Source organism: Cellvibrio chitinivorans (assembly GCF_035117775.1).
In the GTDB taxonomy this organism is placed as follows: domain Bacteria; phylum Pseudomonadota; class Gammaproteobacteria; order Pseudomonadales; family Cellvibrionaceae; genus Cellvibrio; species Cellvibrio chitinivorans.
In genome coordinates this window covers 1-25,441 of record NZ_JAYKKN010000002.1, presented here as the reverse complement: position 1 = coordinate 25,441, position 25,441 = coordinate 1, and the positions used below count along the sequence as shown (strand labels likewise).

General features: G+C 47.2%; 22 protein-coding genes. 5 read left to right on the top strand and 17 right to left on the bottom strand.

Features of this window, described 5'->3' with window-relative positions:
- Nucleotides 1-39 precede the first annotated feature (39 nt).
- Complete coding sequence (locus SPL68_RS06735; protein WP_323814338.1) at nucleotides 40-933, bottom strand: acyltransferase; 894 nt, start codon at nucleotides 931-933, stop codon at nucleotides 40-42.
- 105 nt (nucleotides 934-1,038) lie between these two features.
- Between SPL68_RS06735 and lepB the strand changes: the two genes are divergently transcribed.
- Nucleotides 1,039-1,668: a signal peptidase I gene (lepB, locus tag SPL68_RS06730; RefSeq protein WP_323814337.1), complete on the top strand. Its 630-nt coding sequence runs from the start codon at nucleotides 1,039-1,041 to the stop codon at nucleotides 1,666-1,668.
- Nucleotides 1,669-1,695: 27 nt separating this feature from the next.
- Here the strand turns inward: lepB and SPL68_RS06725 are convergent, their stop codons facing one another.
- Nucleotides 1,696-2,238 carry a 5' nucleotidase, NT5C type gene (locus tag SPL68_RS06725; RefSeq protein ID WP_323814336.1) on the bottom strand — a complete coding sequence of 181 codons (543 nt, stop codon included), beginning with the start codon at nucleotides 2,236-2,238 and terminating at the stop codon, nucleotides 1,696-1,698.
- A 67-nt stretch (nucleotides 2,239-2,305) separates the two neighbouring features.
- The gene (gene fabV / locus SPL68_RS06720; protein ID WP_323814335.1) at nucleotides 2,306-3,481 is read right to left on the bottom strand and encodes an enoyl-ACP reductase FabV; all 1,176 of its coding nucleotides are present in this window, start codon (nucleotides 3,479-3,481) and stop codon (nucleotides 2,306-2,308) included.
- 166 nt (nucleotides 3,482-3,647) lie between these two features.
- Here fabV and SPL68_RS06715 point away from each other — a divergent pair, with 166 nt between their 5' ends.
- The 3 genes from SPL68_RS06715 to mgrA all read left to right on the top strand — a co-directional run bounded on the left by SPL68_RS06715 (nucleotide 3,648) and on the right by mgrA (nucleotide 5,807).
- On the top strand, nucleotides 3,648-4,052 hold the full coding sequence (locus SPL68_RS06715; protein WP_323814334.1) for an MAPEG family protein: 405 nt from the start codon (nucleotides 3,648-3,650) through the stop codon (nucleotides 4,050-4,052).
- A gap of 102 nt (nucleotides 4,053-4,154) precedes the next feature.
- Entirely contained in the window at nucleotides 4,155-4,643 is a 489-nt protein-coding gene (locus SPL68_RS06710) for a hypothetical protein (RefSeq protein ID WP_323814333.1), read from the top strand.
- A 150-nt stretch (nucleotides 4,644-4,793) separates the two neighbouring features.
- The gene (gene mgrA, locus SPL68_RS06705) at nucleotides 4,794-5,807 is read left to right on the top strand and encodes an L-glyceraldehyde 3-phosphate reductase (protein WP_323814332.1); all 1,014 of its coding nucleotides are present in this window, start codon (nucleotides 4,794-4,796) and stop codon (nucleotides 5,805-5,807) included.
- A gap of 271 nt (nucleotides 5,808-6,078) precedes the next feature.
- Here the strand turns inward: mgrA and creD are convergent, their stop codons facing one another.
- The 4 genes from creD to creB all read right to left on the bottom strand — a co-directional run bounded on the left by creD (nucleotide 6,079) and on the right by creB (nucleotide 10,525).
- Nucleotides 6,079-7,440 (bottom strand): cell envelope integrity protein CreD, encoded by a 1,362-nt coding sequence (creD, locus tag SPL68_RS06700; RefSeq protein WP_323814331.1) that lies wholly within the window; start codon nucleotides 7,438-7,440, stop codon nucleotides 6,079-6,081.
- A gap of 173 nt (nucleotides 7,441-7,613) precedes the next feature.
- The gene (locus SPL68_RS06695; RefSeq protein ID WP_323814330.1) at nucleotides 7,614-8,234 is read right to left on the bottom strand and encodes a hypothetical protein; all 621 of its coding nucleotides are present in this window, start codon (nucleotides 8,232-8,234) and stop codon (nucleotides 7,614-7,616) included.
- Nucleotides 8,235-8,375: 141 nt separating this feature from the next.
- Nucleotides 8,376-9,836 (bottom strand): two-component system sensor histidine kinase CreC, encoded by a 1,461-nt coding sequence (creC, locus tag SPL68_RS06690; RefSeq protein WP_323814329.1) that lies wholly within the window; start codon nucleotides 9,834-9,836, stop codon nucleotides 8,376-8,378.
- A gap of 2 nt (nucleotides 9,837-9,838) precedes the next feature.
- Nucleotides 9,839-10,525: a two-component system response regulator CreB gene (creB, locus tag SPL68_RS06685; RefSeq protein ID WP_323814328.1), complete on the bottom strand. Its 687-nt coding sequence runs from the start codon at nucleotides 10,523-10,525 to the stop codon at nucleotides 9,839-9,841.
- Between the two features lie 164 nt (nucleotides 10,526-10,689).
- On the opposite strand from creB, the gene SPL68_RS06680 reads away from it, so the two are divergent.
- A complete protein-coding gene (locus SPL68_RS06680; protein ID WP_323814327.1) occupies nucleotides 10,690-12,921 on the top strand; it encodes an FdhF/YdeP family oxidoreductase in 2,232 nt (743 codons plus the stop codon).
- Nucleotides 12,922-13,308: 387 nt separating this feature from the next.
- On the opposite strand, the gene cysG is transcribed toward SPL68_RS06680, so the two are convergent.
- The 10 genes from cysG to SPL68_RS06630 all read right to left on the bottom strand — a co-directional run.
- Entirely contained in the window at nucleotides 13,309-14,697 is a 1,389-nt protein-coding gene (gene cysG / locus SPL68_RS06675) for a siroheme synthase CysG (RefSeq protein WP_323814326.1), read from the bottom strand.
- 8 nt (nucleotides 14,698-14,705) lie between these two features.
- The gene (locus SPL68_RS06670) at nucleotides 14,706-14,975 is read right to left on the bottom strand and encodes a Txe/YoeB family addiction module toxin (RefSeq protein WP_323814325.1); all 270 of its coding nucleotides are present in this window, start codon (nucleotides 14,973-14,975) and stop codon (nucleotides 14,706-14,708) included.
- The gene (locus SPL68_RS06665) at nucleotides 14,956-15,231 is read right to left on the bottom strand and encodes a type II toxin-antitoxin system Phd/YefM family antitoxin (protein WP_323814324.1); all 276 of its coding nucleotides are present in this window, start codon (nucleotides 15,229-15,231) and stop codon (nucleotides 14,956-14,958) included. Before SPL68_RS06665 ends, SPL68_RS06670 begins: the two co-directional genes overlap by 20 nt.
- A gap of 234 nt (nucleotides 15,232-15,465) precedes the next feature.
- Complete coding sequence (gene serS, locus SPL68_RS06660; protein ID WP_323814323.1) at nucleotides 15,466-16,752, bottom strand: serine--tRNA ligase; 1,287 nt, start codon at nucleotides 16,750-16,752, stop codon at nucleotides 15,466-15,468.
- 31 nt (nucleotides 16,753-16,783) lie between these two features.
- Nucleotides 16,784-17,158: a fluoride efflux transporter CrcB gene (crcB, locus tag SPL68_RS06655; protein WP_323814322.1), complete on the bottom strand. Its 375-nt coding sequence runs from the start codon at nucleotides 17,156-17,158 to the stop codon at nucleotides 16,784-16,786.
- 28 nt (nucleotides 17,159-17,186) lie between these two features.
- Nucleotides 17,187-18,527, bottom strand: coding sequence for a replication-associated recombination protein A (locus tag SPL68_RS06650; RefSeq protein WP_323814321.1), 1,341 nt, complete (start codon nucleotides 18,525-18,527; stop codon nucleotides 17,187-17,189).
- A gap of 11 nt (nucleotides 18,528-18,538) precedes the next feature.
- Entirely contained in the window at nucleotides 18,539-19,168 is a 630-nt protein-coding gene (gene lolA / locus SPL68_RS06645; protein ID WP_323814320.1) for an outer membrane lipoprotein periplasmic chaperone LolA, read from the bottom strand.
- Between the two features lie 111 nt (nucleotides 19,169-19,279).
- A complete protein-coding gene (locus SPL68_RS06640; protein WP_323814319.1) occupies nucleotides 19,280-21,643 on the bottom strand; it encodes a DNA translocase FtsK in 2,364 nt (787 codons plus the stop codon).
- 177 nt (nucleotides 21,644-21,820) lie between these two features.
- A complete protein-coding gene (locus tag SPL68_RS06635) occupies nucleotides 21,821-23,329 on the bottom strand; it encodes a sensor domain-containing diguanylate cyclase (protein WP_323814318.1) in 1,509 nt (502 codons plus the stop codon).
- A 48-nt stretch (nucleotides 23,330-23,377) separates the two neighbouring features.
- The coding region (locus SPL68_RS06630; protein WP_323814317.1) for a putative Ig domain-containing protein at nucleotides 23,378-25,441 on the bottom strand (2,064 nt) is incomplete at its 5' end.

Here is a 25,441-nt window from a genome sequence, read left to right as displayed (position 1 = left end):
CGTGATTAGCATAGCGTCAACTGAGGCCAGTTTCCTAGCTTAATTTTTAAACGATTTCTCCATCACCTCTAACCGCTCATCCTTCTCCTGCCAAAGTTCATTTACCCACTGCTGAAAGCCTGCACGAAAGGCGGCATCTTCGGTGTAATTGCCAATCATTTCAGTCGGTATAGGGCGCTGGCGGATATGCACCTGAATACGCTTCACCTTGCCGCAAGCATACTCCCAGTAAGTGGGAATCCCTTCAGGATAATAAATGGTGACATCCAACATACGGTGCAACTGTCCATTCATGGCGCCTAAAGTAAATGCCAGACCGCCCGCTTTAGGCATTAATAAATGGCGATAAGGCGATTGCTGTTCGGTATGTTTAGCCTGCGTAAAACGGGTACCTTCGAGGAAGTTAATAACCGTAACCGGATGATGACGAAAGCGCTCACAAGCCTTGCGCGTCTGCTCCATATCCTTACCACGCAATTCCGGGTGGCGCTCCAATTTGGCTTTTGAATAGCGCCGCATATAGGGGAAATCCAGCCCCCAGAGCGCCAAACCAAGCACTGGCACCCACAACAGGCTCTGTTTGAAGAAGAATTTCACACCCGGAATACGGGCATTAAAGGCGCGTACCAATACCAGAATATCCGTCCACGACTGATGATTAGCCACCAGCATGTACCACTCATCCCGACTCAAATCATTCAGCCCCTCCACCTCAACCTTGGTAGGCAAGGTATAGCCTTGCTGCCAAGTATTAAAGGTAATCCAAAGATTGGAGGCGCCATCCAATAAACGATCAATCGCGCGCCGTAATGCAGGTATAGGGAGCAGCAACTTGACCAATGCCAAAGGCACGGCCAATAAAGCGACCAAGCAGATAGCAATAGAAAAAATGGCCGTCAGCAGTACGCCGCGTAAGTGATTCAATATCGACATAAAAACAACCTATGAACTCGTCAGTGACTTCGGGGTCAGACCTAAAGTCGGAAAGGCGCGCATTTTTGTGCATTATCCAAGCTGGATCAACCCGAGAGACAACTGATGAAACGTTTTTGGATGGCAAATCGCTCGCTGTTATTATTTTTAGCGCTGATGTTTTGTTTCCGCAGCGCTATCGCTGATTGGAATCATGTACCCAGCGCTTCTATGAAGCCTACCCTGCTCGAAGGCGACCAAATTGGCCTGAATAAAATGGCCTATGATCTGCGGGTCCCTTTCACTCATATTTCGCTCTATAAAATAGCTGATCCTGCGCGCGGGGAGATAGCTATATTTGACTCCAAAGTCGCAGATAAACGCTTGGTAAAACGTGTGATTGGTATTCCCGGCGATACAGTCGCCATGCGCGACAACCGCTTGATGATCAATAGTCAAGCAATTGCGTATACCGCGACCGAAAATGGTGATTGGATTGAACATCTCCCGGGTAATGCTCACACTGTTCGTTTAAATTCCAACGCCCAGAGCTTTGCCAACTTTGACCCGATTACAGTACCCGAAGGCCAGTATTTAATGCTGGGGGACAACCGTGACAATAGTGCCGACTCGCGTGTGATTGGTTTTGTGCCGCGCAGTGAATTTGTCGGCCGCTCACAAAAAGTCGTGTTTTCACTCGACTACGACGATCATTATTTACCGCGTAGCGAGCGCTTTTTTACCGAGTTGAAATAACCTGCTAACAATTGGAAAGTTATGCGCTTATTTATCAAAAGAGATACGGAAATAATCGCGCACTTCCAACCAATTGTTTAACCGCACCTCTGCTGCCTCCAGTAGATTGTGCGGAGCAGAAAACAAAATCCCCTTCCCTACAAAACCATCAAAATGACGCGAACTGTCATCAATTAAAAAGTCCGCCTGCACAAGATTTTTCTTACCGCAAAAGATAAAGTTCATTGGCGATAAAAACGGCAAGTATCTACGCAGCCACTCGTATTTTGGCGTAAAAGATGTGGGATGCTCCATCGCCGCTGTGGCTATGACAATTTCATAGTGTTCATTCAACTCGGCAAGCACTTCAATCGCATGGGGATAAGGCGGAATATCTTCAAAAAACGCGGGGATATCAGGGTAGGCTCGCACACGTGCACGATGTATTTCTGGCACTTCCGTATAAATTTTTTTGCCGTGCAGATCTGCTTTAGTGAGGTTTTGTTGAAACTCGGTGTTGTACCAGTCGAGGTGACGAGCCATTGTGTCGCAAATAGTCTCATCCATATCAATCGCAATACGTTTGCGCATTAGTGCTCCTTCAAGGATAAAAAACAGGGACAAAAAAATCCCCGCACAGGGCGGGGATATGTATCACTTAAAAATTGGTTGGCACCAGCGGCGTGGTTTCTGCGTCGTAATCGACTCCATCGATACCGAAGCCAAACAAGCGCAAAAATTCAGCTTTGTAACCAGCAAAATCTGTCAATTCGAACAGATTTTCTTCGGTCACTTGATCCCAGATTGCTTCCACTTTGGTTTGTACCGATGGAGCCAATTCCAGCTCATCTACACGGTAGCGATTGCCATCATCCAGACGTGGATTATCGGAATACAAACACTCTTTGAACAAACGTTGGATTTGCTCGATACAACCTTCGTGAGTACCCTGCTCTTTCATCACTTTGAACAGAATAGCCAAATACAAAGGCATTACCGGAATCGCCGAACTCGCTTGGGTAACAACCGCTTTTAATACTGCAACGCGGGCATTGCCGCCGTGTTTAGCGCTCAGGGTTTTAGCCGCGCGATCCAAATCTTCTTTCGCTTTACCAATAGTCGCTTTGCCATAGATTGGCCAAGTCAACTTATCGCCCAAGTAGGTGTAAGCCACGGTTTGGAAATTGTCGGCGAGCAAATCAGCGCCTTTAAGTGCATCGATCCACATTTCCCAGTCTTCACCACCCATCACTTTTACGGTGTTGGCGATTTCTTCATCGGACGCTGGCTCAATGGTCACATCAGCGATTTTCAGGGTATCGGTATTCAGGTTTTTAGAGGTGTACTCTTTGCCGATTGGCTTCAATACCGAGTTATAAACTTCACCGGTTTTAGGGTCGGTGCGGCGTGGCGATGCCAAGCTATAGATCACCAAATCCACTTTGCCGATACCATTTTTCAGGGTTTCGATAACCTTGTCTTTGCAGGCATCAGAGAATGCATCGCCATTCAGAGTTTCTGCATAAAGACCAGCTGCTTTAGCTGCATCGTGGAAGGCAGAGGTATTGTAGTAACCGGCAGTTGCGGTTTTGGATTCGCTCGGTTCTTTCTCAAAGCACACGCCTAAAGTATCTGCGCCGCCACCAAAAGCTGCAGTAATGCGCGATGACAAACCAAATCCGGTAGAACAACCTAATACCAGTACCTTTTTAGGAGCACCAGCTACAGGGCCTTTGGCTTTGGTGAAAGCGATTTGCTCTTGAACATTGGCGGCACAGCCTTGTGGGTGCGCATTAGTACAGATAAAACCGCGGACTTTAGGTTTGATTATCATGGATCTACCTTGTGGTGACATGTGAGTGGCGTGCCTGGTTAAAAATGATGCACCAAGCGTTTTAAAGGCGGCCATTATAGTGCCTGCTGCTAGGAATGTCCCGCCTGCACCCCTGCGGGCTATAAGCTATAGTCTGCACTCCCGCCCATCTATTTAAGGAATGATTATGCTCTATCCAATGTTTGCAATGGTCCTCCTCACCTTTGCCGTTGCTATTCGTCTATTCAGTCTGCGCGTAAAAGCAGTTAAAGCAGGCGAAATGCGCCTAAGCCAATTCCGCCTGAACACCGGTGAAACACCTGATGACATGGCACAAGCAGCACGCAATTACGCCAATCTATTTGAAGTACCAATGTTGTTTTATACAGCGGGCGCCATCGCAATTGCACTCGGTATACAAACTCTTCCGCTAATCATTGCAGCATGGATATTTGTAATCGCTCGCTGCATACACAGCTGGATACACCTACACAGCAACAATGTGATCAATCGTATGCGCGCTTATATGCTGGGAAATGTGTGCATCCTCGCAATATGGGGAATATTGGTCGCCAGTTATGCAGCTCGTTAAGCTGGCGTTAGCATAAGAGATAGCACTATAGGTATTAGCGCACCGCAAACAGAACACTTAAGCGCTATGCTAATTACGTGTTGACCAACAAAGGTATTGATAATGAACAAACAAACCCTCAGCCTATTGATGAGTTTCGGCCTGCTGGCAAGCTTGCCTGCACTGGCCGACGACGACTTAGGCATTAATGTAATGCTGGAAGGCGAAGTTGCGCCCGGTGTTTATGGCCGGGTTGAGCTGGGCAACAACTCCCACCCGGACATCTATTACCCACAACCAAGAGTCGTCATCAAAGACTCTCGCTATGCCAAATACAAACCCGTCTATTTGCATGTCCCACCAGGCCATGCCAAAAACTGGGATAAACATTGCCAGAAATATCACGCTTGTGAGCGCCCTGTTTATTTCATCAAATCGCTGGAATATGAAGAGAGCTACCAGCGCGAGCACAGCCACGATCATGACCGTGACTATGATCGAGATCACGACCATGATCGGAGCAATGACCGAGACCATGACCGAGAGAACGGCAATAAAAAATCTCACGGTAATAGCAACGGAAAAGATAAGGGAAAAAGCAACAAGTACTAAACTACAAATCCCCGTCAAGCACATTGACGGGGATTTTTTTACCCTCGCCAAAGCTACTTTTCTTTACATATCCCCCAAACTGTCCAGAGTACTTTTTCAGGTAAAATGTGGGTCATTAATTGACTAACGACCCAACTATTAGGATAAAAAATGATTACTCATGAACCCAATCCAATTTATGTTGCACATCCAGATCGTTACAGAAATATGCAATATCAGCGCTGTGGCAATAGCGGGCTTCGTCTACCGCGTTTATCACTAGGCTTATGGCAAAATTTTGGTGCAGTAGATTCACAATCCAATGCTCGCGACATGCTGCGCCGTGCGTTTGACTTAGGTATCACCCATTTCGATTTAGCCAACAACTACGGCCCAAACTTTGGTTCTGCCGAATCGACTTTCGGTAATATTTTTAAACAGGATTTTTTGCACTATCGCGATGAGCTGATTATCTCCAGCAAAGCCGGTTACGACATGTGGCCCGGCCCCTATGGCATTGGCGGCTCGCGCAAGTATCTGGTGAGCAGTTGCGATCAAAGCTTGAAACGCACTGGCCTTGAGTATTTTGATATTTTTTATCATCACTGCATGGACCCTGAAACACCATTGGAAGAAACCATGCAAGCGCTGGATTTTATTGTTCGCTCCGGTCGCGCACTTTATGTAGGCATATCCAACTATCAACCCAAACAAACTCAGGAAGCCGTGCGCATTTTGCGCGAGCTGGGCACACCACTGTTGATTCACCAACCGCGCTACAACATGTTCGACCGTTGGATTGAAAAGGGTTTAACCGATGTTTTAAAAACCGAAGGTGTCGGTTCGATTGTATTTTCACCACTGGCGCAAGGTGTATTAACAAACAAATACTTGAATGGAATTCCTGAGGGTTCGCGCGCCTCACGCAGCGAACAGATTTATCTGGGCGATAAAGACATCACTCCGGAAAAAATCCAAAAAGTACAAGCCTTGAATGAGATAGCCGAATCGCGCAACCAATCCCTTGCGCAAATGGCAATTGCCTGGACATTGCACAACGATGCAGTCACCACTTGTTTGATAGGCGCAAGCCGCCCGGCGCAAATAGATGATTCTGTTGCAGCTTTGAATAACCTTGAGTTCAGCAGTGAAGAGCTCGCCAAAATTGATGCAATTTTGAAATAGATTTTGTATTCGAAAAAATAAAAAAGGGGCTGATTCACACCAATGAATCAGCCCTTTTTTACAACATCACCCTATTACACGTGCATAGTTCTCTCTCAATTGCTTTTGTGGATACAAAATTGAGTGCGCCTCAACAGTTCCAAACCAGCACAAACACAATAAACAGATACGACCAATAAACCCTTTTGTCCACAGCCAATAAACCATCCCTGCACCCAACACACATGGAAGTAGCAAGAGCAATACAGAAATAATCAGATTCATTACCTAATTACTCCGCCACCAACTCTGCTTTGCCATTACTCAGCGAGTACCAATCCACCTTGCGAGTCAGCATCATAAATACGCCCAGCAATACAAATAAGAGTAGCGACCCCATCAATAATGCGTAATCTTCTGCACTCAGCAAGCCGTATAACAATGCGTAGAGAAAGCTTAACCCTATAGTAAAACCTATTCCGCGCTTCGCACTTTTCAACACATGGGAAACATAAAAGCCAATCAACAACACACAGGCAACCGATGAGATTGTATAAGCCAATGCAAAGCCAATATGCTCGGCCAGTGAAAGCAGTAACAAATAGAAAAATGCCAACGCCATTCCCACCAGGCCATATTGCACAGGGTGTACCTGCAAGCGTTTAAGCACCTCAAACAGCAAGAAGCTGGCAAAGGTTAAGGCGATAAACAGCAAAGCATATTTGATTGCACGATCACTTTTTACATATTGATTTACAGGATCAATCAGGCTTACACCAAATTGACGCTGCTGCAATTGGTCGCATACTGTAGTGCGCACACAGGCATAAAAATGTTCAGAAAAATTAGTTGCGAAGTAGGATGTTTGCCAACGCGCAGAAAACCCTGTTTCTGCCACACTACGCTCTGCTGGTAAAAAATTTCCAACAAAGCGAGGATGAGGCCAGTCCGAACGCAGCTCTACATGGGTTTCTTTCCCAATAGGAGAAAAATGCAGCTGCTCGGTTCCATCCAGCAATAGTTTGAACGCGAAACTAAGTTTCTTGGGCTGACCATCAACAAACTGCAATACATCCAGCGGGAATCCTGAATGAACGCCATCGCCAAGAAATTTAAGTTCTGACCCGGGTTCAAACTCATAGGTTTGATTATTTAATTGCAGTTGTAATGAATTTTTAATACCGCGAATATCACTTATGCCTACCGCCACATAAGGTTTTTGAAAAGTGTAATCCGCCAGATTATTTTTTATTCCGTAATTTAGTGGTACTACAAAATTACCATCTATCTGCGTATCAAAATGATAAAGGCGTGCCGAATAGATACCTAACTTGCGCAATTCCGTTGTTATATCACCATTTACACGGAACAGATCAGGTAAAAAATGCAATTTTCCAGTAACCGTTCGCTCTTCAACCACCCGCCCTTTTTCCGCATCCACAGTCCAGGTGCGCTCGATTTTGCTGTAGGGCACTACCAGTACCGGGCCAGTCAAGGTTTGATTGTGAGCAGAGCTATTGGCAATATCACGGACAACCTGTTCGCTGTAGGCACGGCGCTCATCGATTGAATTACCGATCATGCTGATGGGGATCAACAGCAATAGCATTAACAAACCAATCGCGAGGAATTTAAACAACAAAGGGCGCTTCATAGGATTCTCCTTAGGGGTTAGATAGGAGAAATCATGCGCGCTGAAGATGGGGATATTATGTGAGAAATGTGGAGTTTGTGTGGTGAATGTGTGAAGTTTTGAGTGTATTCCTGGCCGTTTATCGGGAATTCGCCTAATGAGGCGAAGCACCCGATAACAGCCTCAGACTGGGATCAGTTATCTGCTACAGCGATAGAAGTGAACACCACCCGGCTTTTTACAGGAAAAACAGTCCGATACTTCTTGATAAATTCGTCATTAAATTTCTTCATGCGCTTGGACAACAACACATTGCCCGATGAAAAATTGGACGCACACAATTCATTATCCTTTTGACATAGGGTTTTTGTTTGAATCGGTGTAGCAAAAAAATACGGAGAAAAAAACTTTTCGAATTTATCCATATCCGCCGGGGTTAGCCTCAGCTGTTCATCGTCAACATTGGCATCAACAATCATGAATGCTTGAGTCGTGTCTACGACTAGAGGAATAGTGTTTATTTTGATACTGGCCAAATCGATATTAAGCACACGTTTACGTTTAAAGTGCGAAACCACAAAACGACCTTCGGTTTTTTTACCCTGCTCTTGATAAGTAAACTCATACCAATCCGCTTTATTGGTTTTGACAACATCCAAGCGCACATTTGATTCTACGCCCTTCCAACTTCCCTCAAGCGGTTTCGGGGAAGAAATTGTATCAGTACCACTTAAAGGTTTATTTAATACATCATTACAGGCTGACAGGGAAAACACTAACACAACAGGAATAACCAGTTTTATCAAAAACGACATTTTGCTTTCACTCTTATATAGCTGAAAGGATTGCTCTCAAAAACAAATCCGTTAAAGCCTAGAGCTTATTTTTTTGTGTTAGCTACAGGTGTAAAAAATTGTAGGTGCCTGACATCCAAACATTGAAATACTGTCTATCTATTATTTAATTGAAGCGGGTATAGCAAGAATCTTCAAACTCGCTTCAACTCCCTGCTCGACATTGCGTAGCCGTAGAACTCCACCATGCAAATCCATTACTTCCTGCACAAAACTCAACCCCAGCCCGGCACTTTTTTTACCCGTTACCGGGCGCGGCAGGGAAAAAAATCGCTCGGTTAAGCGCGCAAACACAAAATCGGGTAAGGGTTCACCTTGATTGGTAATGGCTACAACCAAGTGATCATTTTCTATCTCCGTTCGTAGACAAATCACTCCTGCTTGCGGTGTAAAATCGAGTGCATTATCAAGCAGGTTATTTATCGCCTGACGCAGCAAAAACAGCTCTCCATTCACCAGTGCACTTTCTGCATAGTCTTTATTAATTTTTATTTTTTGCTGTGTAATACGTGCTATTTGGTTATCCAACAACTCATCCAGCAGCGCATTAATATCAACGGGTTTTGGGTCTTGCAGCGTTTGCTGTTGTTCAACCAACGCCAAATTCAGCAGGCGCTCAATAAGTTGCTGCAAACGCAAGCTTTCACTATCAATATTATTGATAAATCGCTGCCGCTGCTCATCGCTCTCCGTAGCCTTAAGCAAAGGTGATTGCAATAATTCCGCAGCAGCGCGAATACCTGCAAGTGGGCTTTTTAACTCGTGTGCGAGCGTTTGCACATAACGCTCAACATAAGCCTTGCCGTCCAACTCTGTACGCATGGATTCGAGGGCCTGCGCCAATTGCCGCAACTCACCACTGGCAATTTTACTTTCAGGAATTACTGCGCGCTCACCTTGGCTAACATTCACTGCGTATTCACGCAATTTGCGCAACTCGCGGCTCAACCACCATGAAAACAGTGCACCGCTCAGCAATCCCAAAAAGATTAACCCGCCCCCCAATAGCGCTAAACGCTGCTGAGTTCGGTCGATAAACGGCTGCACGCTGTGATTGGGTTTAGCGACTGACACCACTCCGATAATCTCGTCGCCATTTTTTATTGGGGCTGCCACATACATAATGCTGGTACTTTCATCACCTGCCACTTCATGAGATGAGCGCGCACCATACTTACCCTGCAGAGTCAGGAAGACATCATTCCAACGAGAATAATCTTGGCCTACTGCGATATTTTTTGAATCCAGTAAGACAAAACCTTTTTTATCCGTTACATAAATTCGGTGATTGACTGAATATTTATTAACCCCCCAAATGCTGGCGTTGGGCGTGCGCTGCCCATAAGCACGAAAAATATCAGCATAAAACTCATTATTGATTTTGTTATTGAGCATAGGCTCGCGCAAAAACTCGGCGAGCAAATTGGCAGTATCAACCAATGTTTCTTCTGTAGATTGACGCACACCCGGACGAATTTCTTCCATCACTGTACGCAACACAAAGTAACTACAGAGCGCAACAAAGAGCATATAGATAATAAAAATGCGCAAGCTTAATGACATTATCAAGCTTCCGGCTGGTAGGAATAGCCAAAACCGCGCTGGGTTTTGATCGGGTCTGCGTCCGCATTTATTGCGCGAAGCTTTGCCCGCAAGGTTTTGATATGGCCATCAATACTCCGGTCATAACCGGCATCAGCCGATACACCAACCGCCTGCAATAATTGATCGCGACTAAACACTCGTTCAGGCTGCTCCAATAATGTTTGCAGCAAGCAAAATTCAAAACGAGTCAATTGCAATAGCTGCTGATGGTAATGAATAGCTTTTCGCTCAGTATCGATAACAAATTCACGCGAGTGTGCTTGTTGTGCTGGCGCAGTCGTCTTAGGTTGTGTGCGTTTCAAAATGGCTTTTACGCGCGCAGCAATTTCACGCGGACTAAATGGTTTTACAACATAATCATCCGCACCAATTTCCAAGCCAACAACGCGATCCAATTCATCACCACGCGCAGTTAAAAACATCACCGGCACTTCAGAAAATTTACGCAACTGCTTACAGGCCTCAAAACCGGTCATATCCGGCAAGCCCACATCCATAATAATCAAGTCCACCTGCTGCTCTTTGGCATAAGCAAGCGCCTTGTTTGCCAAGGTTTCCCAATGTGTACTAAAGCTCTCTGCCTGAAGTACAAAAATCAGGCTTTCAGCGATTGAAGGCTCATCTTCAAGTATCAAAATATGGGGCATAAGCTTATCCGGCATACTTATTTAATGTTGTTCGATTCTACAAGAAAGCAGGTCATTTAACGTATTGCAATACTACAGAATCCACCCTAACCTTTTGCTATTGCTGTTTAACCTTTGTTTTTGCCCTTAACTTGTTTTTTGCATTAGCGCCTGGCTGAAAATATATGTCTGTCAAAGATTCCATTCCCGCCGAACCCATTACCATTGTTGGTGGAGGCCCTAAAAAAGTTCTCTATACCTTAAAAACCGTTGCGCGTATTGGTTTACTTAATTCAGCCAAAGCACTTAATAGTAAAAACACATGCAAAGCCTGCGGTTTAGGAATGGGCGGCCAGCGCGGCGGCATGACCAATGAAAAAGATGAATTTCCATCGGTTTGCAATAAAAGCATTCAAGCGCAATCGACAGATATTCAATCACCAATTCCCGAAGATTTATTCGCGCACACACTGGATGATTTCAAGCAGTTGAGCGCTTATGAGATTGAGCATTTAGGTAGATTAAATACACCTCTATTCAAGTCAGCCGATGGCAATAAATATTCTCCTGTTAGCTGGGAATTTGCATTGGACAAAATGGCGCGCGCGTTTGCCAAAACCAATCCCGAACGCAGCTTTTTTTATTCTTCAGGCCGCTCATCGAATGAAGCGGGATTTGTACTGCAATTACTTGCGCGTTTGTATGGTACGAACAACGTCAACAACTGCTCTTATTATTGCCATCAAGCAACCGGCGTTGGTTTAGCTAATGTAATAGGCACAGGCACTGCTACTGTATCGCTAGAAGATGTAGGCAATTGCGATTGTATTTTTGTGATTGGCGCTAACCCGTCATCCAATCACCCTCGCTTTGTGCATCAATTAAAAAATTGCCGCGAGCGCGGTGGCCAAGTAATTGTTATCAACCCAGCAAAAGAACCCGGCCTTGTACGCTTTGCCGTTCCTAAAAGCGCCAAATCTATGCTGAGCGGCGGCACCTGGATTGCATCTGAATATGTGCAACCCAAAATTGGCAGCGATCTAGCGCTACTTAACGGCATCGCTAAAGCGCTGCTGGAAAATAATCAAATCGATTGCGAATATGTAGACTTACACACCAATAATTTTTCAGCGTTTAAAGAAAAAACAGAATCGACAAGCTGGCCAACAATTACTGATGCCTGTGGCATCACCAAAGAAATAATAACAACTCTTGCAGATGCCTATGCGCGCGCAGAAAAAACAATTTTTGCTTGGGGCATGGGTATAACCCACCATTTGCACGGCGTCGAGAATGTCGAAGCCATCGCCAATTTGGCTTTATTGCGCGGCATGATTGGCAAACCCGCCGCAGGATTATTACCTCTGCGCGGCCACAGCAATGTACAAGGTATTGGCACTGTCGGTGTAAAACCCGTATTGGCAGACGATGTATTGTTGCAACTCGAACAGCACACTGGAACCCAGTTACCACGCGCGCCCGGTATGGATACCCTCGCCTGCTTGGCTGCTGCGTATGAAGGGAAAATTGATGCTGCGCTCATCATGGGTGGCAATTTATTTTCCGCAACACCCGATTCACACTGGGCACAACAAGCACTGGATAAAATCAATTTCAAAGTCTATTTAACGACCACATTAAATCACGGCCATATTACCGGCATGGAAACCAGTGAAGCGCTAATCTTGCCAGTTACTGCACGCGATGAAGAGTGGCAACCCACTACACAGGAGTCGATGTTTAATTACATACGCCTGAGTGATGGCGGCATTGATCGTCTGCACAATGTAAAACCAGAGGTGGAAATTTTATGCGAGTTTGGCAAACGTTTATTGCCAAACTGCGCATTGGATTTTAATCAATTAAAACAGCACGATTCAATTCGTGCAGCAATTGCAGCAACCATTCCCGGATTAAGTGAATTAAAAGACATAGCGCAAACGAAACAGGAATTCACCATCGCCAATCGTTTACTGAATTCACCTGAATTTAAAACACAAAATAGGAAAGCACAGTTTCAAGTAAATTCATTGCCCGTTGCAGTAACAAACAGTGAATACCCATTTTTACTGGCCAGTATTCGCAGCGAAGGGCAATTTAATTCGATCATCTATGAGGAAAGCGATTCTTATCGCGGTACAGACACACGTTGGTCGATACTCATGAACCAACAAGATATTAATGAATTGGGGATTTCAGCAGGCGATTGCGTTGATGTGCAATCAGCGCAGGGAAAAATGTCTAGCGTAAAAGTATTCGCGTTTGATTTGCCACGCGGCAATGCAATGGCTTATTACCCAGAGGCCAATGTGCTGATAAGCACTACTCATGACCCACGCAGCAAAACACCTGCATTTAAATCGGCACCCGTGAAAATTGTTAAATCAAGTCTGTCAATTAAAAGCGAAATCAAATAGAAATATTAATACTAGGCTGAGGAGACTTTCGTCGATCTTTTCCGGCGCGGGTCTCCACTAAATGATCCCGGGATCTATTCCGCCGATCCTGCTTGCGCCGCTCGATTCCACCTGGCGGACCTATTGCATCAAGCCCTGCAGAGTGTTCGTTTTTTTGATGCTCGTTGGCATAAGGGTTCACTGCTGTTGTCGCAGTCGGGCGACTTGGCATCTTTACTGATACTGGCCGAGGCTGTATTGGGCCGAGATAAACCATAGTGACTCCTGCTGCGCGGTCTTCTGTTGCACTTAAATACACATCACAGTCAATATATCGGCAAAAAATCAAACCCCTTTAGGAGTTAGGCTAGAAATAACACATTTTTGGCACAGGATCACATTTTTCAGCTATTTGCCCGCTTTGAACCATTTCAGGCTCTCGTGCAATTTAACGACATCCCCTACGATAAATAGCGTAGGGGCGTGCACATCATTTGCGGCGACAACATCAGCAATTCCATTTAAATCGGAAATCAGTACACGCTGCTCTTGGGTCGTTCCTTTCTCGATAAGTGCAACAGGTGTTTCAGCCACGCGGCCATGAGCAATCAAAGACTCACAAATTTCTTTCAGCCCCACCAATCCCATATAAAACACCAATGTTTGGGTAGGGTTAGCAAGTTCCGGCCAAGACAAATTGGTATCGTCAGATTTCAAATGCCCCGTTACAAAACGAACTGACTGCGCATAATCGCGATGGGTAAGTGGAATACCGGCATAAGCCGCACAACCTGACGCCGCCGTAATTCCCGGCACCACCTGAAATGGAATATTGTGCTGCGCAAGCAATTCGATTTCTTCGCCACCGCGACCAAAAATAAACGGGTCGCCGCCTTTCAAACGCAACACGCGCTTACCTTGCTTGGCTAAATCAACCAATAGCTGATTGATATTCTCCTGCTCCATCGCGTGCTCACTGCGACGCTTGCCCACGTAAATTCGTTCAGCATCGCGGCGCACCAACTCCATTACACCATCGGAAACCAAACGATCATAAAGAACAACGTCCGCCTGCTGCATTAACCGCAATGCACGCAGTGTTAATAATTCAGGATCACCCGGGCCACCGCCAACCAAATAAACTTCGCCTTGGGTTAAATCAGTTTGATCTGCAGTTAATTCATTCGCGATAAATTCATTCGCTGCAACTTCCTGCCCATTCATCATCAACTCAGCCGCAGGGCCTTGCAGGATTTTTTCCCAAAATTTGCGGCGACTATCACCATCGCTAAAGCGCGCTTTAATACGGTCGCGCCACTGACTGGCAATTTGCGCGAGCTTACCGTAACTCGCTGGAATTAATGTTTCCAATTTTGCACGCACTAAACGCGCAAGTACTGGTGCTTCACCACCACTGGACACTGCAATCACCAGAGGCGAGCGATCAATAATGGCGGGAGTGATGTAAGTGCAAAGCGCGGGAGTATCAACAACATTCACTGGCAAATTTAGCGCTTGTGCATCGGCCGAAATTTTTTCATTGAGCGATTCAATATCGGTTGCAGCAATTGCCAACACACAATCCTGCAAATCGCTAGAATCATATTCCCGCTCAATTATTTCACCGCCCTGCTGCACTGCCAATTCGCGCAACTCGGTAGAAATTTCCGGTGCGACAATACGCAACACCGCGCCCGCTTTAGCAAGCATCCGCCCTTTGCGCGTCGCCACTTCACCGCCGCCAACCAATAAACAGCGACGTTTTTTTAAATCGAGAAAGACGGGGAAATAGTCCATAGAATTTTCTACTGATCGTAGTGGCCGCCGATTGCAAAAATGTAAATCGCACGGTCATCAAATTTATAAATAAGGCGATCTTTATGAGAGATACGACGAGACCAGAAGCCAGAAAGATTGTGTTTAAGCGCTTCGGGCTTACCTATACCTTTGGTGGGATCACTGGAGCGCAACATCTCTTTCAGGGTTTTACATAGTGCTTTATGCAAGGCTTTATCACGCTCTCGCATCGCCTCATAAGCAGCCCAGGTTTCACCTTCAAATACCAGTGATTTCATTCAGTTCCCCTTCCGTGGGCTTATAACCAGAACCCTGCTGATGGGTTTTTACCGATGCCGCCAATTGCCGCATCAAATCGCTGGATTGCAATACATGCAAGGTTTCCTGCTCCCGCTCCCAATCCTCAGCACTAACCACCACAAAGTCCTCACCCGCACGACGGGAGACTTTCAAGGGAGCATGGTTATTAATGACGTCCTCAACCATATCTTTGAGGTTATCGCGAAAGCGGTTAACACTGACGGTTTCCATCATTCACCTCTTAACAATCAAAACGCGTACGGAATTTCCGTACATAATACTCTTATAAAGATGAGCAAACAATTCTGCTTTCGTAAAAGCGCTTAATACGGACGATTTTCAAGTTAGTTGAGCAGGATGTTCATTGTCCATCAATAACAGCATCCAATGACTGGACTTCCTAAAAATAAAAAGGTGGGCTTCGCTTACGCTCCGCCCACCTTACAAATCACGCACAAGAAAAACGAATTACTTTTTCACTGGGCTTAATGCTTCCAAACCACCCATATATGGACGCAATACTTCCGGAATCACCACGTTGCCGTCAGCCTGTTGGTAGTTTTCCATTACTGCGAGCAGGGTGCGGCCAATTGCCAAACCGGAACCATTGAGGGTGTGCAGTAACTCTGGTTTACCAGTTTCTTTATTGCGATAACGCGCGAGCATGCGGCGGGCTTGGAAATCGCGGAAGCTGCTGCACGACGAGATTTCGCGGTATTTACCTTGCGATGGCACCCATACTTCGATGTCGTAGGTTTTAGCGGAGGAGAAACCAATGTCACCACCACAGAGAATTACAGTGCGATGTGGCAGTCCGAGTTTTTGCAAAATCACTTCGGCATGACCAACCAAGGCTTCCAGTGCTGCATCGGATTCTTCCGGGCGCACAAATTTTACCAATTCCACTTTTTCAAATTGATGCTGACGAATCATGCCGCGGGTATCACGACCATAGCTACCCGCTTCTGAACGGAAGCACGGAGAATGACACACGAGTTTGATTGGCAGCTGGGATTCATCGACGATTTCATCGCGATAAATATTGGTCACAGGTACTTCGGCGGTAGGAATTAAATAGAACTCACGCTCGTCGGTAAGTTTGAACAGATCTTCTTCAAATTTGGGCAACTGGCCGGTGCCGAAAAGCGAATCGCGATTGACGATAAACGGAACGTTTACTTCTTCGTAACCGTGTTGGTTGATGTGGGTATCCAACATAAATTGCGCCAGTGCACGATGCAAACGCGCCACACCGCCGCGCAATACCGCAAAGCGAGTACCGGTAATTTTGGTAGCAGTTTCAAAATCCAAACCACCGAAATTTGCGCCAAGATCTACATGATCAACCACCGGGAACTCAAATTCGCGCGGGGTTCCCCAGCGGCGCACTTCCACATTGTCTTCTTCACTTTTGCCATCGGGCACTTCATTAGCTGGCACGTTTGGAATCGCTTTTACGAAGTCATCCCACTCGGCTTGGATACTTGCCAATTCCGCTTCTGCACTTACCAATTCTTGTTTGATGCTATCTACTTTTTGCATCATTGGTGCAATATCTTCGCCTGCCTGCTTGGCTTTGCCGATACCTTTGGAAATAGAGTTTCGCTCGGCTTGCAGGTTTTCAGTTTTCACCTGAATATCTTTGCGCTTTTCTTCCAGCGATTGGATTTTGGCCACATCCAATTCATAGCCGCGTTTTGCCAAACCTGTTGCTACTTCTTTGGTAGCAGTGCGAAGTAATTTTGAATCTAACATGATGAGTAATTATCTATTTGAAGTTAAAAGTTTAAAAAATCTTTTGGGTTAATGCCATTCCGGCAAAGGCCATTAGCAAGCCTAAGATTACTGAGCCAGTCGCATAAGTAAGAGCGTTTAACACATGCCCTTCTTGCCACAGCTGTAAAATTTCTAACGAAAATGCCGAGAAAGTAGTAAAACCACCCAGCACACCGGTGATAAAAAATAAACGATATTCAACTGGCAATTTGGTTTTTTCTACCAGCAACACATAAGCAACACCAATCAAAAAAGAACCGAGCAAATTAACAACAAAAGTGCCCAACGGAAAACGGATATTTAGCAGAGGTGCGATATAGCTAACCGCTGCAAATCTAAATATAGATCCGAGTGCGCCACCTAATGCAATTACCAACCACTGCATGCCATTTCCTGTTCTATTTTTTGTAGCGTTATTTTTTATAACGCTGCTTTTTACTTTGCTTATCCAGCTCACGCAAATGCGCCAGCTTTTCCTGAATTTTTAATTCCAGCCCGCGCTCAACGGGGTCGTAGTAACGTATCTGGGCTATATCTTCTGGTAAATAATTTTCGCCCGCAGCATAAGCACCCGGCTCATCGTGGGCGTAACGATATTCCGCACCGTAATCCATGTTTTTCATTAACTTGGTCGGTGCATTACGCAAATGCAAGGGAACATCGTAAGCCGGCTGGGTGCGAACGTCCGCCATTACCTGATTGAAGGCATTATACACAGCATTACTTTTGGGTGCGCATGCGAGATACACCACCGCTTGAGCGATAGCCAACTGCCCTTCCGGATGCCCCAATCGTTCCTGCACATCCCACGCCGACAAGCAAAGCGGCAATGCACGCGGGTCAGCGTTGCCGATGTCTTCGCTGGCCATGCGTACCACACGGCGGGCGATATAAAGTGGATCGCAGCCGCCATCGAGCATTCTGGCCAGCCAATACAAAGCACCATCAGGCGATGAACCTCGCACAGACTTATGCAGCGCCGAAATTTGCTCGTAAAAGATATCTCCACCTTTATCGAACCGGCGCACATCCGATGCCAGTACTTCCGCGATGACCTGCTCATTGATGACTTTATAATCGCCTTCGTCTTCAGCAAGGTCGGCTGAAATTTCCAACAGATTAAGGGCTTTGCGTGCATCGCCATCGGCGGCTTGCGCAAGTGTCATCAATGTATCGTCATCGATACGTATATCCTGTTCGCCCAAGCCACGTACTTTGTCATCCAGCGCCTGTTGCAATACATCGCGCAGCTGTTCTGGTTGCAGGCCACGCAACACATATACACGGCAGCGCGATAGCAATGCGTTGTTTAATTCGAACGATGGATTTTCGGTAGTCGCGCCGATAAAAATAAACGTGCCGTCTTCCACGTAGGGTAAAAACGCATCCTGCTGGGATTTATTAAAACGGTGCACTTCATCGACAAACAAAATTGTTTTGCGGCGACTGGAAATGCGCTCTTGTTGCGCGGTTGCGACCGCTGCACGGATTTCTTTTACACCGGACAAGACCGCTGACAAGGACTCAAAACGTGCATCCGCTTGCTCGGCAAACAATTTGGCAAGCGAGGTTTTGCCAACACCCGGTGGCCCCCACAAAATCATCGAATGCAATTGCCCCCGCGCGATAGCTTCACGCAGAGGTTTACCTGCGGCGAGTAAGTGCTCCTGCCCTATGTAATCATCCAGATTGCGCGGACGCATGCGCGCGGCAAGTGGTTGATAGGCTGGCGTAGGTGAACCGAATAAATCCATGCAATGCTCAATTAATCTTGCAAGACTTCAACGCCTTCCGGCACTTGGAAAAAAAATTTTTCTTCAGCAAGCGGTTTATTGCGCTGAACATTGCTGAGTACACAGCGAGTCACTTGGCCGAGACTGTCTTTAATCGAAAATTCAACCAACTGCCCTGCTTTAAACACCAGGGTTAAATGCTGAAACATACCTTCGGTGACTTTGGGCGTGAGCGTAAAGGCATCAGCAGTTTTATTGCTCGCGTCGCGCGTTACCGAAAATTGTTTGCGCAATTGTTCTGCATCGGCACTCAACAGCAGCGCAGGAGTTTCACGCAAGTCATCGGTAAATTCACGGATAGTGACAGTTTCCAAATCCGGGTCGTAGAGCCAGATAGTTTTATTGTTGGAAACCAGCAATTGCGGCATTGGGTCGAGGGTTTTCCAGTAAAACTTACCTGGGCGCATCAGCATAAATTCGCCACTGCTGGACTCTTGTTCTGCCCCGTCTTTGTCGTAGGTGGTTTGTACAAAATTGCCTTGCAGGCTGTTCATGGCATCGAGCTGTTTGCGTAATTGCACAGCGGCTTGGTCATCGGCTGCATGCGCAGAAAACGTAAATACGCATAACAAACCAGCAAAAATTCGGGCGAATAATTTCATATGAGTTCCAAGAAAAATTGAGAGACCAGCACCCAACGGCTGTCCGCCCGATCCTATCGGGCGAGGATGAACGGCAGATAAATAGCGTGCGATTTATCCAGCAAAGAAATGCTAATTAAAATCGCGTCCGCCGCCGACCAACACTTCGCGGTTGCCGTTATGACCAGCAGAAGAGACGACACCCGCGGCTTCCATTGTCTCGATCAGACGCGCAGCGCGGTTGTAGCCGATACGCAATTTACGCTGCACCGAAGAAATAGATGCTTTGCGCGATTCGATAACAAACTGCACAGCTTCATCGTAAAGTGCATCGCCTTCACCCTCATCGCCATCCCCACCTTCACTCGGCAAACCCGGCACAGGGATGGAGTTGTTTTCGTCGTCAGTAATACCGTCGATATATTGCGGCGAGCCACGTTTTTTCCAATCCGCAACCACCTTGTGAACTTCGTGGTCATCCACAAATGCGCCGTGAACACGGATAGGCACGCTAGTACCAGAAGGCAAATAGAGCATGTCACCGTGACCAAGCAACTGCTCCGCCCCGCCCTGATCCAAAATGGTACGCGAGTCGATTTTGGACGAAACCTGAAAGGCGATACGGGTCGGCACGTTGGCTTTGATCAAGCCAGTGATGATGTCCACCGATGGACGTTGGGTAGCGAGGATCAGGTGAATACCAGCCGCACGCGCTTTTTGTGCGATACGGGCGATCAGCTGCTCGACCTTTTTCTTATCGACAATCATCATCATGTCGGCAAATTCGTCGATCACTACCACGATAAATGGCAACTCTTCCAAATCCGGCGCAGTCGCAACTTCGGCGCCCGGCTCAAAATTCTCTTCCGGTTTAAAGAGCGGATCTTTAATTGGTTCACCCGCTTTGATCGCATCGTCCACCTTGCGGTTAAAACCGGCGAGGTTACGCACACCCATGGCGGACATAAGTTTGTAACGGCGCTCCATCTCCCCCACACACCAGCGCAGGCCATTGGAGGCGTCTTTCATATCGGTGATAACGGGGGTGAGTAGATGCGGAATTCCCTCGTAAACCGAGAGTTCCAACATTTTCGGGTCAACCAGAATCAGGCGCACTTCTTTGGGTGTGGATTTGTACAGGAGGCTGAGGAGCATCACGTTCACGCCAACAGATTTACCCGAACCCGTAGTACCGGCCACCAGCAAGTGCGGCATTTTGGCGAGATCAGATACTACCGGCTCGCCGGAAATATCGTGCCCCAACGCCATCGTCAGTGGCGATTTGGCGTTATCGAAGACTTCTGATGAAACCACTTCGGACATGCGCACCATCTCGCGATGCGCATTGGGAATCTCGATTCCCATCACTGATTTACCCGGAATAACCTCTACCACACGCACAGACACCACCGCGAGCGAACGCGCCAAGTCTTTTGCGAGGCCGGAAATGCGGCTGGCTTTAATGCCCGGTGCAGGTTGGATTTCAAAGCGGGTAACAACCGGGCCGGGCTGCACCGAAACCACTTCGATATCGATGCCGAAGTCTTTGAGCTTCAGCTCCAACATGCGCGACATGGCTTCCAGCGACTCTTTGGAATAGCCCTTATCGCTGCGTTTGTCGGCAGGATCAAGCAAACTCAGAGGCGGTAACTGCCCTACCGCAGGCTCGAGCGACTCAAACAGCGAAGGCTGTTTTTCTTTCTCTACACGCGGACTCGGAGCCGGTTTCTTTTTAGGTGGCTCAGTGATAATCACCGGCGCAACACGCTTGGCTTCTTGCTTCACATGCTGTTCAACCACTTCGCGGCGATGCTCTTGAGCCTTCACAGCGATTTGCTTTTCGGCTTTTTCGCGGCGATAAACCTGCCACTTTTCCAGCGCGCGATTAATACCAAACAGCGTCCAGCGTCCGATATCTTCCGCAAGCTTGACCCATGACAGATCGGTGAAAATAGTCATGCCGACAAGGAACATCGAAAGCAGTAAAAGCGTGCCACCAGTGTAATTAAAAGCGTTAAACACACCATCAGACACTGCTGCACCAAGCAATCCACCATTGGAATACGGCAATACTGATGCGCCATCGCTGTAATGCATGGCCGCGATACCTGTGCCCGCCACCATCACCAGAATCAGCCCAACTGCACGTAAGCCAAAAAACAGCCAATCAATGCTTTCCTGACGAGTGCGGTCGCGCAGCACTAACCAGGCGCGATAGGCAATCATCACCGGGAACAAATAGGCGAGATAACCAAATAATGAGAAGAACACATCGGAGATCCAAGCCCCAAACGCACCACCTGCATTTTGGGCGACCAGATTATCGCCCGTTTTTGACCAGCCTGAATCATTAGGATCATAACTGACCATTGCAATTAGCAAATACAGACAAATAGCGCCCAAACCAATCAAAGCGCCCTCTTTTAACAGGCGGACAAGAAGGTTGGAGGCTTGCTCGGAAGCGGGTGCACGGCGTTGTGGTGAGGCTGATTTCAAAACCAATTTCCCAATATTCTTTATATAGATGAAACAAGAGTGAGGGCTATTGTAATTACTGGCGGCAGATTTACCACCGGCAAGATCGCCCAAGTGGAAAATGTGCGAAAAAACCCGCGCTTAGGCGGGCTTGGCGGCTAAATTGCGTTCAATTACCTGATTTTGTGCACACTTTACCTAGTGCTGAGTCTCGGCAATCAGGCTTTCCATTCCCGCAGCCCAGCATGAAACCTGATTGCGGCCATGCTGCTTGGAGTAATAGAGCGCCTCATCTGCCTGTTGGATAAGCTGACCTGCGGTACTCGCACCCATGCGGATGGAGGTGACACCAAAACTGCCCGTCACTTTCACCCCGTTGGTGACTTGCGCGGCGATATGCTCACGGCAGCGCTCGGCGATCATCCGCGCTTGCTCCAGTGGAGCACCCGGCAAGATAACGCAAAATTCTTCACCGCCAAATCGCGCCACCATATCCATATCGCGCACCACTTCGCGCAGACTGTCGGCCGCCATTTTGATGACCTCATCCCCCACCCCGTGCCCATAGGTATCGTTTACTTTTTTGAAGAAATCGATATCGGCCATGATGCAGCTGAACTCGGCATCGCTGGTGCGCGCGCCATCAAACTTGCCGTCGAGATGCTCATAAAGTGCACGGCGGTTAAAACAGTTGGTAAGCGGATCGCGCGTCGCCAAAAAAGTGAGCTCTTTGTTTTTGTTTTCAATTGCCGCTTGGGATGCAGCCAATTCCTTCACCATATCCGCGAGCATACGGCTTTTATTTTCCAGCTCGGTGATGTCTTCAAACACAGCGATAGTGCCTTGGCTTGCACCTTTTGCATCAAGGATAGGTACGGCATTCACCTGAAAAATAGTGTCCTTGTTGGTTTTATGCGGCAGCAATACCCGCACACCAGTCTGTTTCGCGCCTGTCTGTATCGCACTTAACCAAGGGTAATCGCGCGCATCCTGCTCAGGGTCGAGAAACCATCCAAGATTGCTGGCTTTTTTGCCCATCAGGGATTGCTCGGTTTTCTGCAAATGTTCCATGAGCGCGCTGTTAGCCAAAACCACCTGCTCGCGCCTATCAAGAATCAGCACCCCTTCAGCCAGAATATTTAATGCATTGCGCACTCGCGCTGGCACTACAGCACTTGGGTCGAGATGTTTAAGTGCGCGCTTGATATAAAGCCAATAGCCAACAAAGCCGCTGAGCGAGACAAAAATCACCAGCAGAATAAACGTAGGAATTCCAAGAATAGGATGATCATCGCTCGCCAGCGGCTCAAAACTGGCCTCAAAATTGGCTCGCTTGGTGCCATTGAGCAAAATCGGAAACTGGATATGTGTAGGTGTGGATTCCTGTAGCTTGGCTGTCTTCCACATGCGCGGATGCAATACAGTTTGCGCAACTATCACGCCATCATTGCGCCTTACTGCAACCGATTTAATCTCGGGATTATGATCAACAGAAGATTCCAACAAATATTGCAGCAAAATATCATCGCCGCGGGTAATAGCCACACTCGCTTGCGTGGCAAGATTTTCTGTTAAGCGCTTGCGCATATCCAATTGTTGTCGCTCGGCATTGGGAGCTAACCCCAAAGCTTGAGCCAACATCAAAATAGAGATGGTCAATACAACCAACCCCAAACTCAATCGAACGGCAGGAGTAAAACCAAGCATAGTCACGCCTTAATAATCTGTATCTTTATAAATTGTTGGTGATAGGTATCAATCTTGAAGCGGCTTTTTAGGATCGACACGAGTATTGTTCTGCGCATGATCAAAAAGATACCCCACCTCTTTTGCACTTTTATCTTCCCGCTCACGATCTTTACGCTGCTGCTCCAATTCTTTTTTCTTTTTATTGACTTCATCAAGAATCGGTAAGGGATCCAACCCTCGCCACAGCGGCAACATGGACATCATTGCCAACAGCAAACTGCTCGCGCGCAAAGACCAAATCAACAACCCGGTTGTCAGCGAAAACGTAATCCCCGCCACCAAATTTTTACGCCCCTGCTCCTCTTCCAGCGCAGCATCCATTTGCACGCGCAGACGACGAACTTCATTATCAAAATCCGCTTCCTCCCAAGGAGCGAATCCGGAATCCGGAGCGATCAAACTGCTCACTCCCGAAGCTTCAGCCAAAGAACCATTGAGCGAGTATCTTTCGCGAAGAGCCTCCTCGGCACGCTCAATATCGCGACTGGATTTATCATCCAAACCATTAAAGGTTCGCTCGCCATCCTCAACAATAAATGTTTGATAGGTTACATCAGGGGAACTCAGCCCTCCCTGCCCCGAATCCGGACTGATAGGTTCACCAGCAGCACCACCTGTTGGCAAAGAATCCGGTGTATTTGGAGTAATAGAAATCGGCGGATTCACCGGAGGCACTACCAATACCGGTGGTTTTTCAGGAACTTCTATTGGCGGAGTAGGATCTACAGGCACAATCACAGGCGGTACTGGTTCAGGAATTTCTGCTGCTGTCAGTGTCACCCGAAATTGAGTTTCAACAGCAGCTCCGTCCGCATCCTGTGCACGCAGAGTGATTAAAGAGCTACCACCATCTCGCGGTGCAAACGTTAATGTCATCACGCCAGTAGCAGGATCAATCTGTACGCCGGTTGCGATTGCAATATTTGTGTTCTCCACCAACGACCACAGCAACGCCGTACCGTTTTCCACATCCTGAAAAACATTTTGCAAATTTATCTGCAACGGTGCGGCACCCGCTTGCAGATAAATATCAGCAATACCATTTGAAGTAGGCACATCATTAACGTTAGTAACGGTGATGCTGAAATTTTCAGTGACGACTCCGCCATTGCCATCGCTGGCGACTACATCGATTGAGATCACACCAACATCAGTATTTGTAGGCGTGCCACTAAACGTGCGCGTTGCTGCATCAAAACTTAACCATGCAGGCAACGCACCACCGCCTGCAAGAGTTGCGGTGTAAGTGAGCGCATCGCCATCGACATCTGCAAAAGTGTTTGCTGCGAATTGGAAATTGAAATTTGCATCTTCCGCGATAATTTGATCGGCAATGGCATTAGCGACTGTCGGGGCATCGTTGCTATTGGTTACGGTGATGCTGAAATTTTCGGTGACAGTCCCACCGTTGCCATCGTTGGCGATAACGTCAATTGAGATCACACCAACATCTGAGTTAGCAGGTGTGCCGCTAAAGGTACGTGTTGTTGCATCAAAACTTAACCATGCGGGTAATGCACCGCCACCGGCAAGTGTTGCGGTGTAAGTGAGTGCATCGCCATCGACATCCGCAAAAGTGTTTGCTGCGAATTGGTAATTGAAATTTGCATCTTCGGCAGTGGTTTGATCGGCAATAGCGTTGGAGACTGTCGGTGCATCATTCGTGTTAGTAACAGTGATGCTGAAATTTTCAGTGACAGCTCCGCCGTTGCCATCATCTGCAATCACATTAATTGAGATCACACCCACATCCGCATTTGCAGGTGTGCCGTTAAACGTGCGCGTTGCGGCATCAAAACTTAACCATGCGGGTAATGCACCGCCACCGGCAAGTGTTGCGGTGTAGGTGAGCGTGTCGCCATCGATATCTGCAAAAGTGTTTGCCGCAAATTGGAAATTGAAGTTTGCATCTTCCGCGATGGTTTGATCGGCAATGGCATTAGCGACTGTCGGGGCATCGTTGCTATTGGTTACGGTGATGCTGAAATTTTCGGTGACAGTCCCACCGTTGCCATCGTTGGCGATAACGTCAATTGAGATCACACCAACATCTGAGTTAGCAGGTGTGCC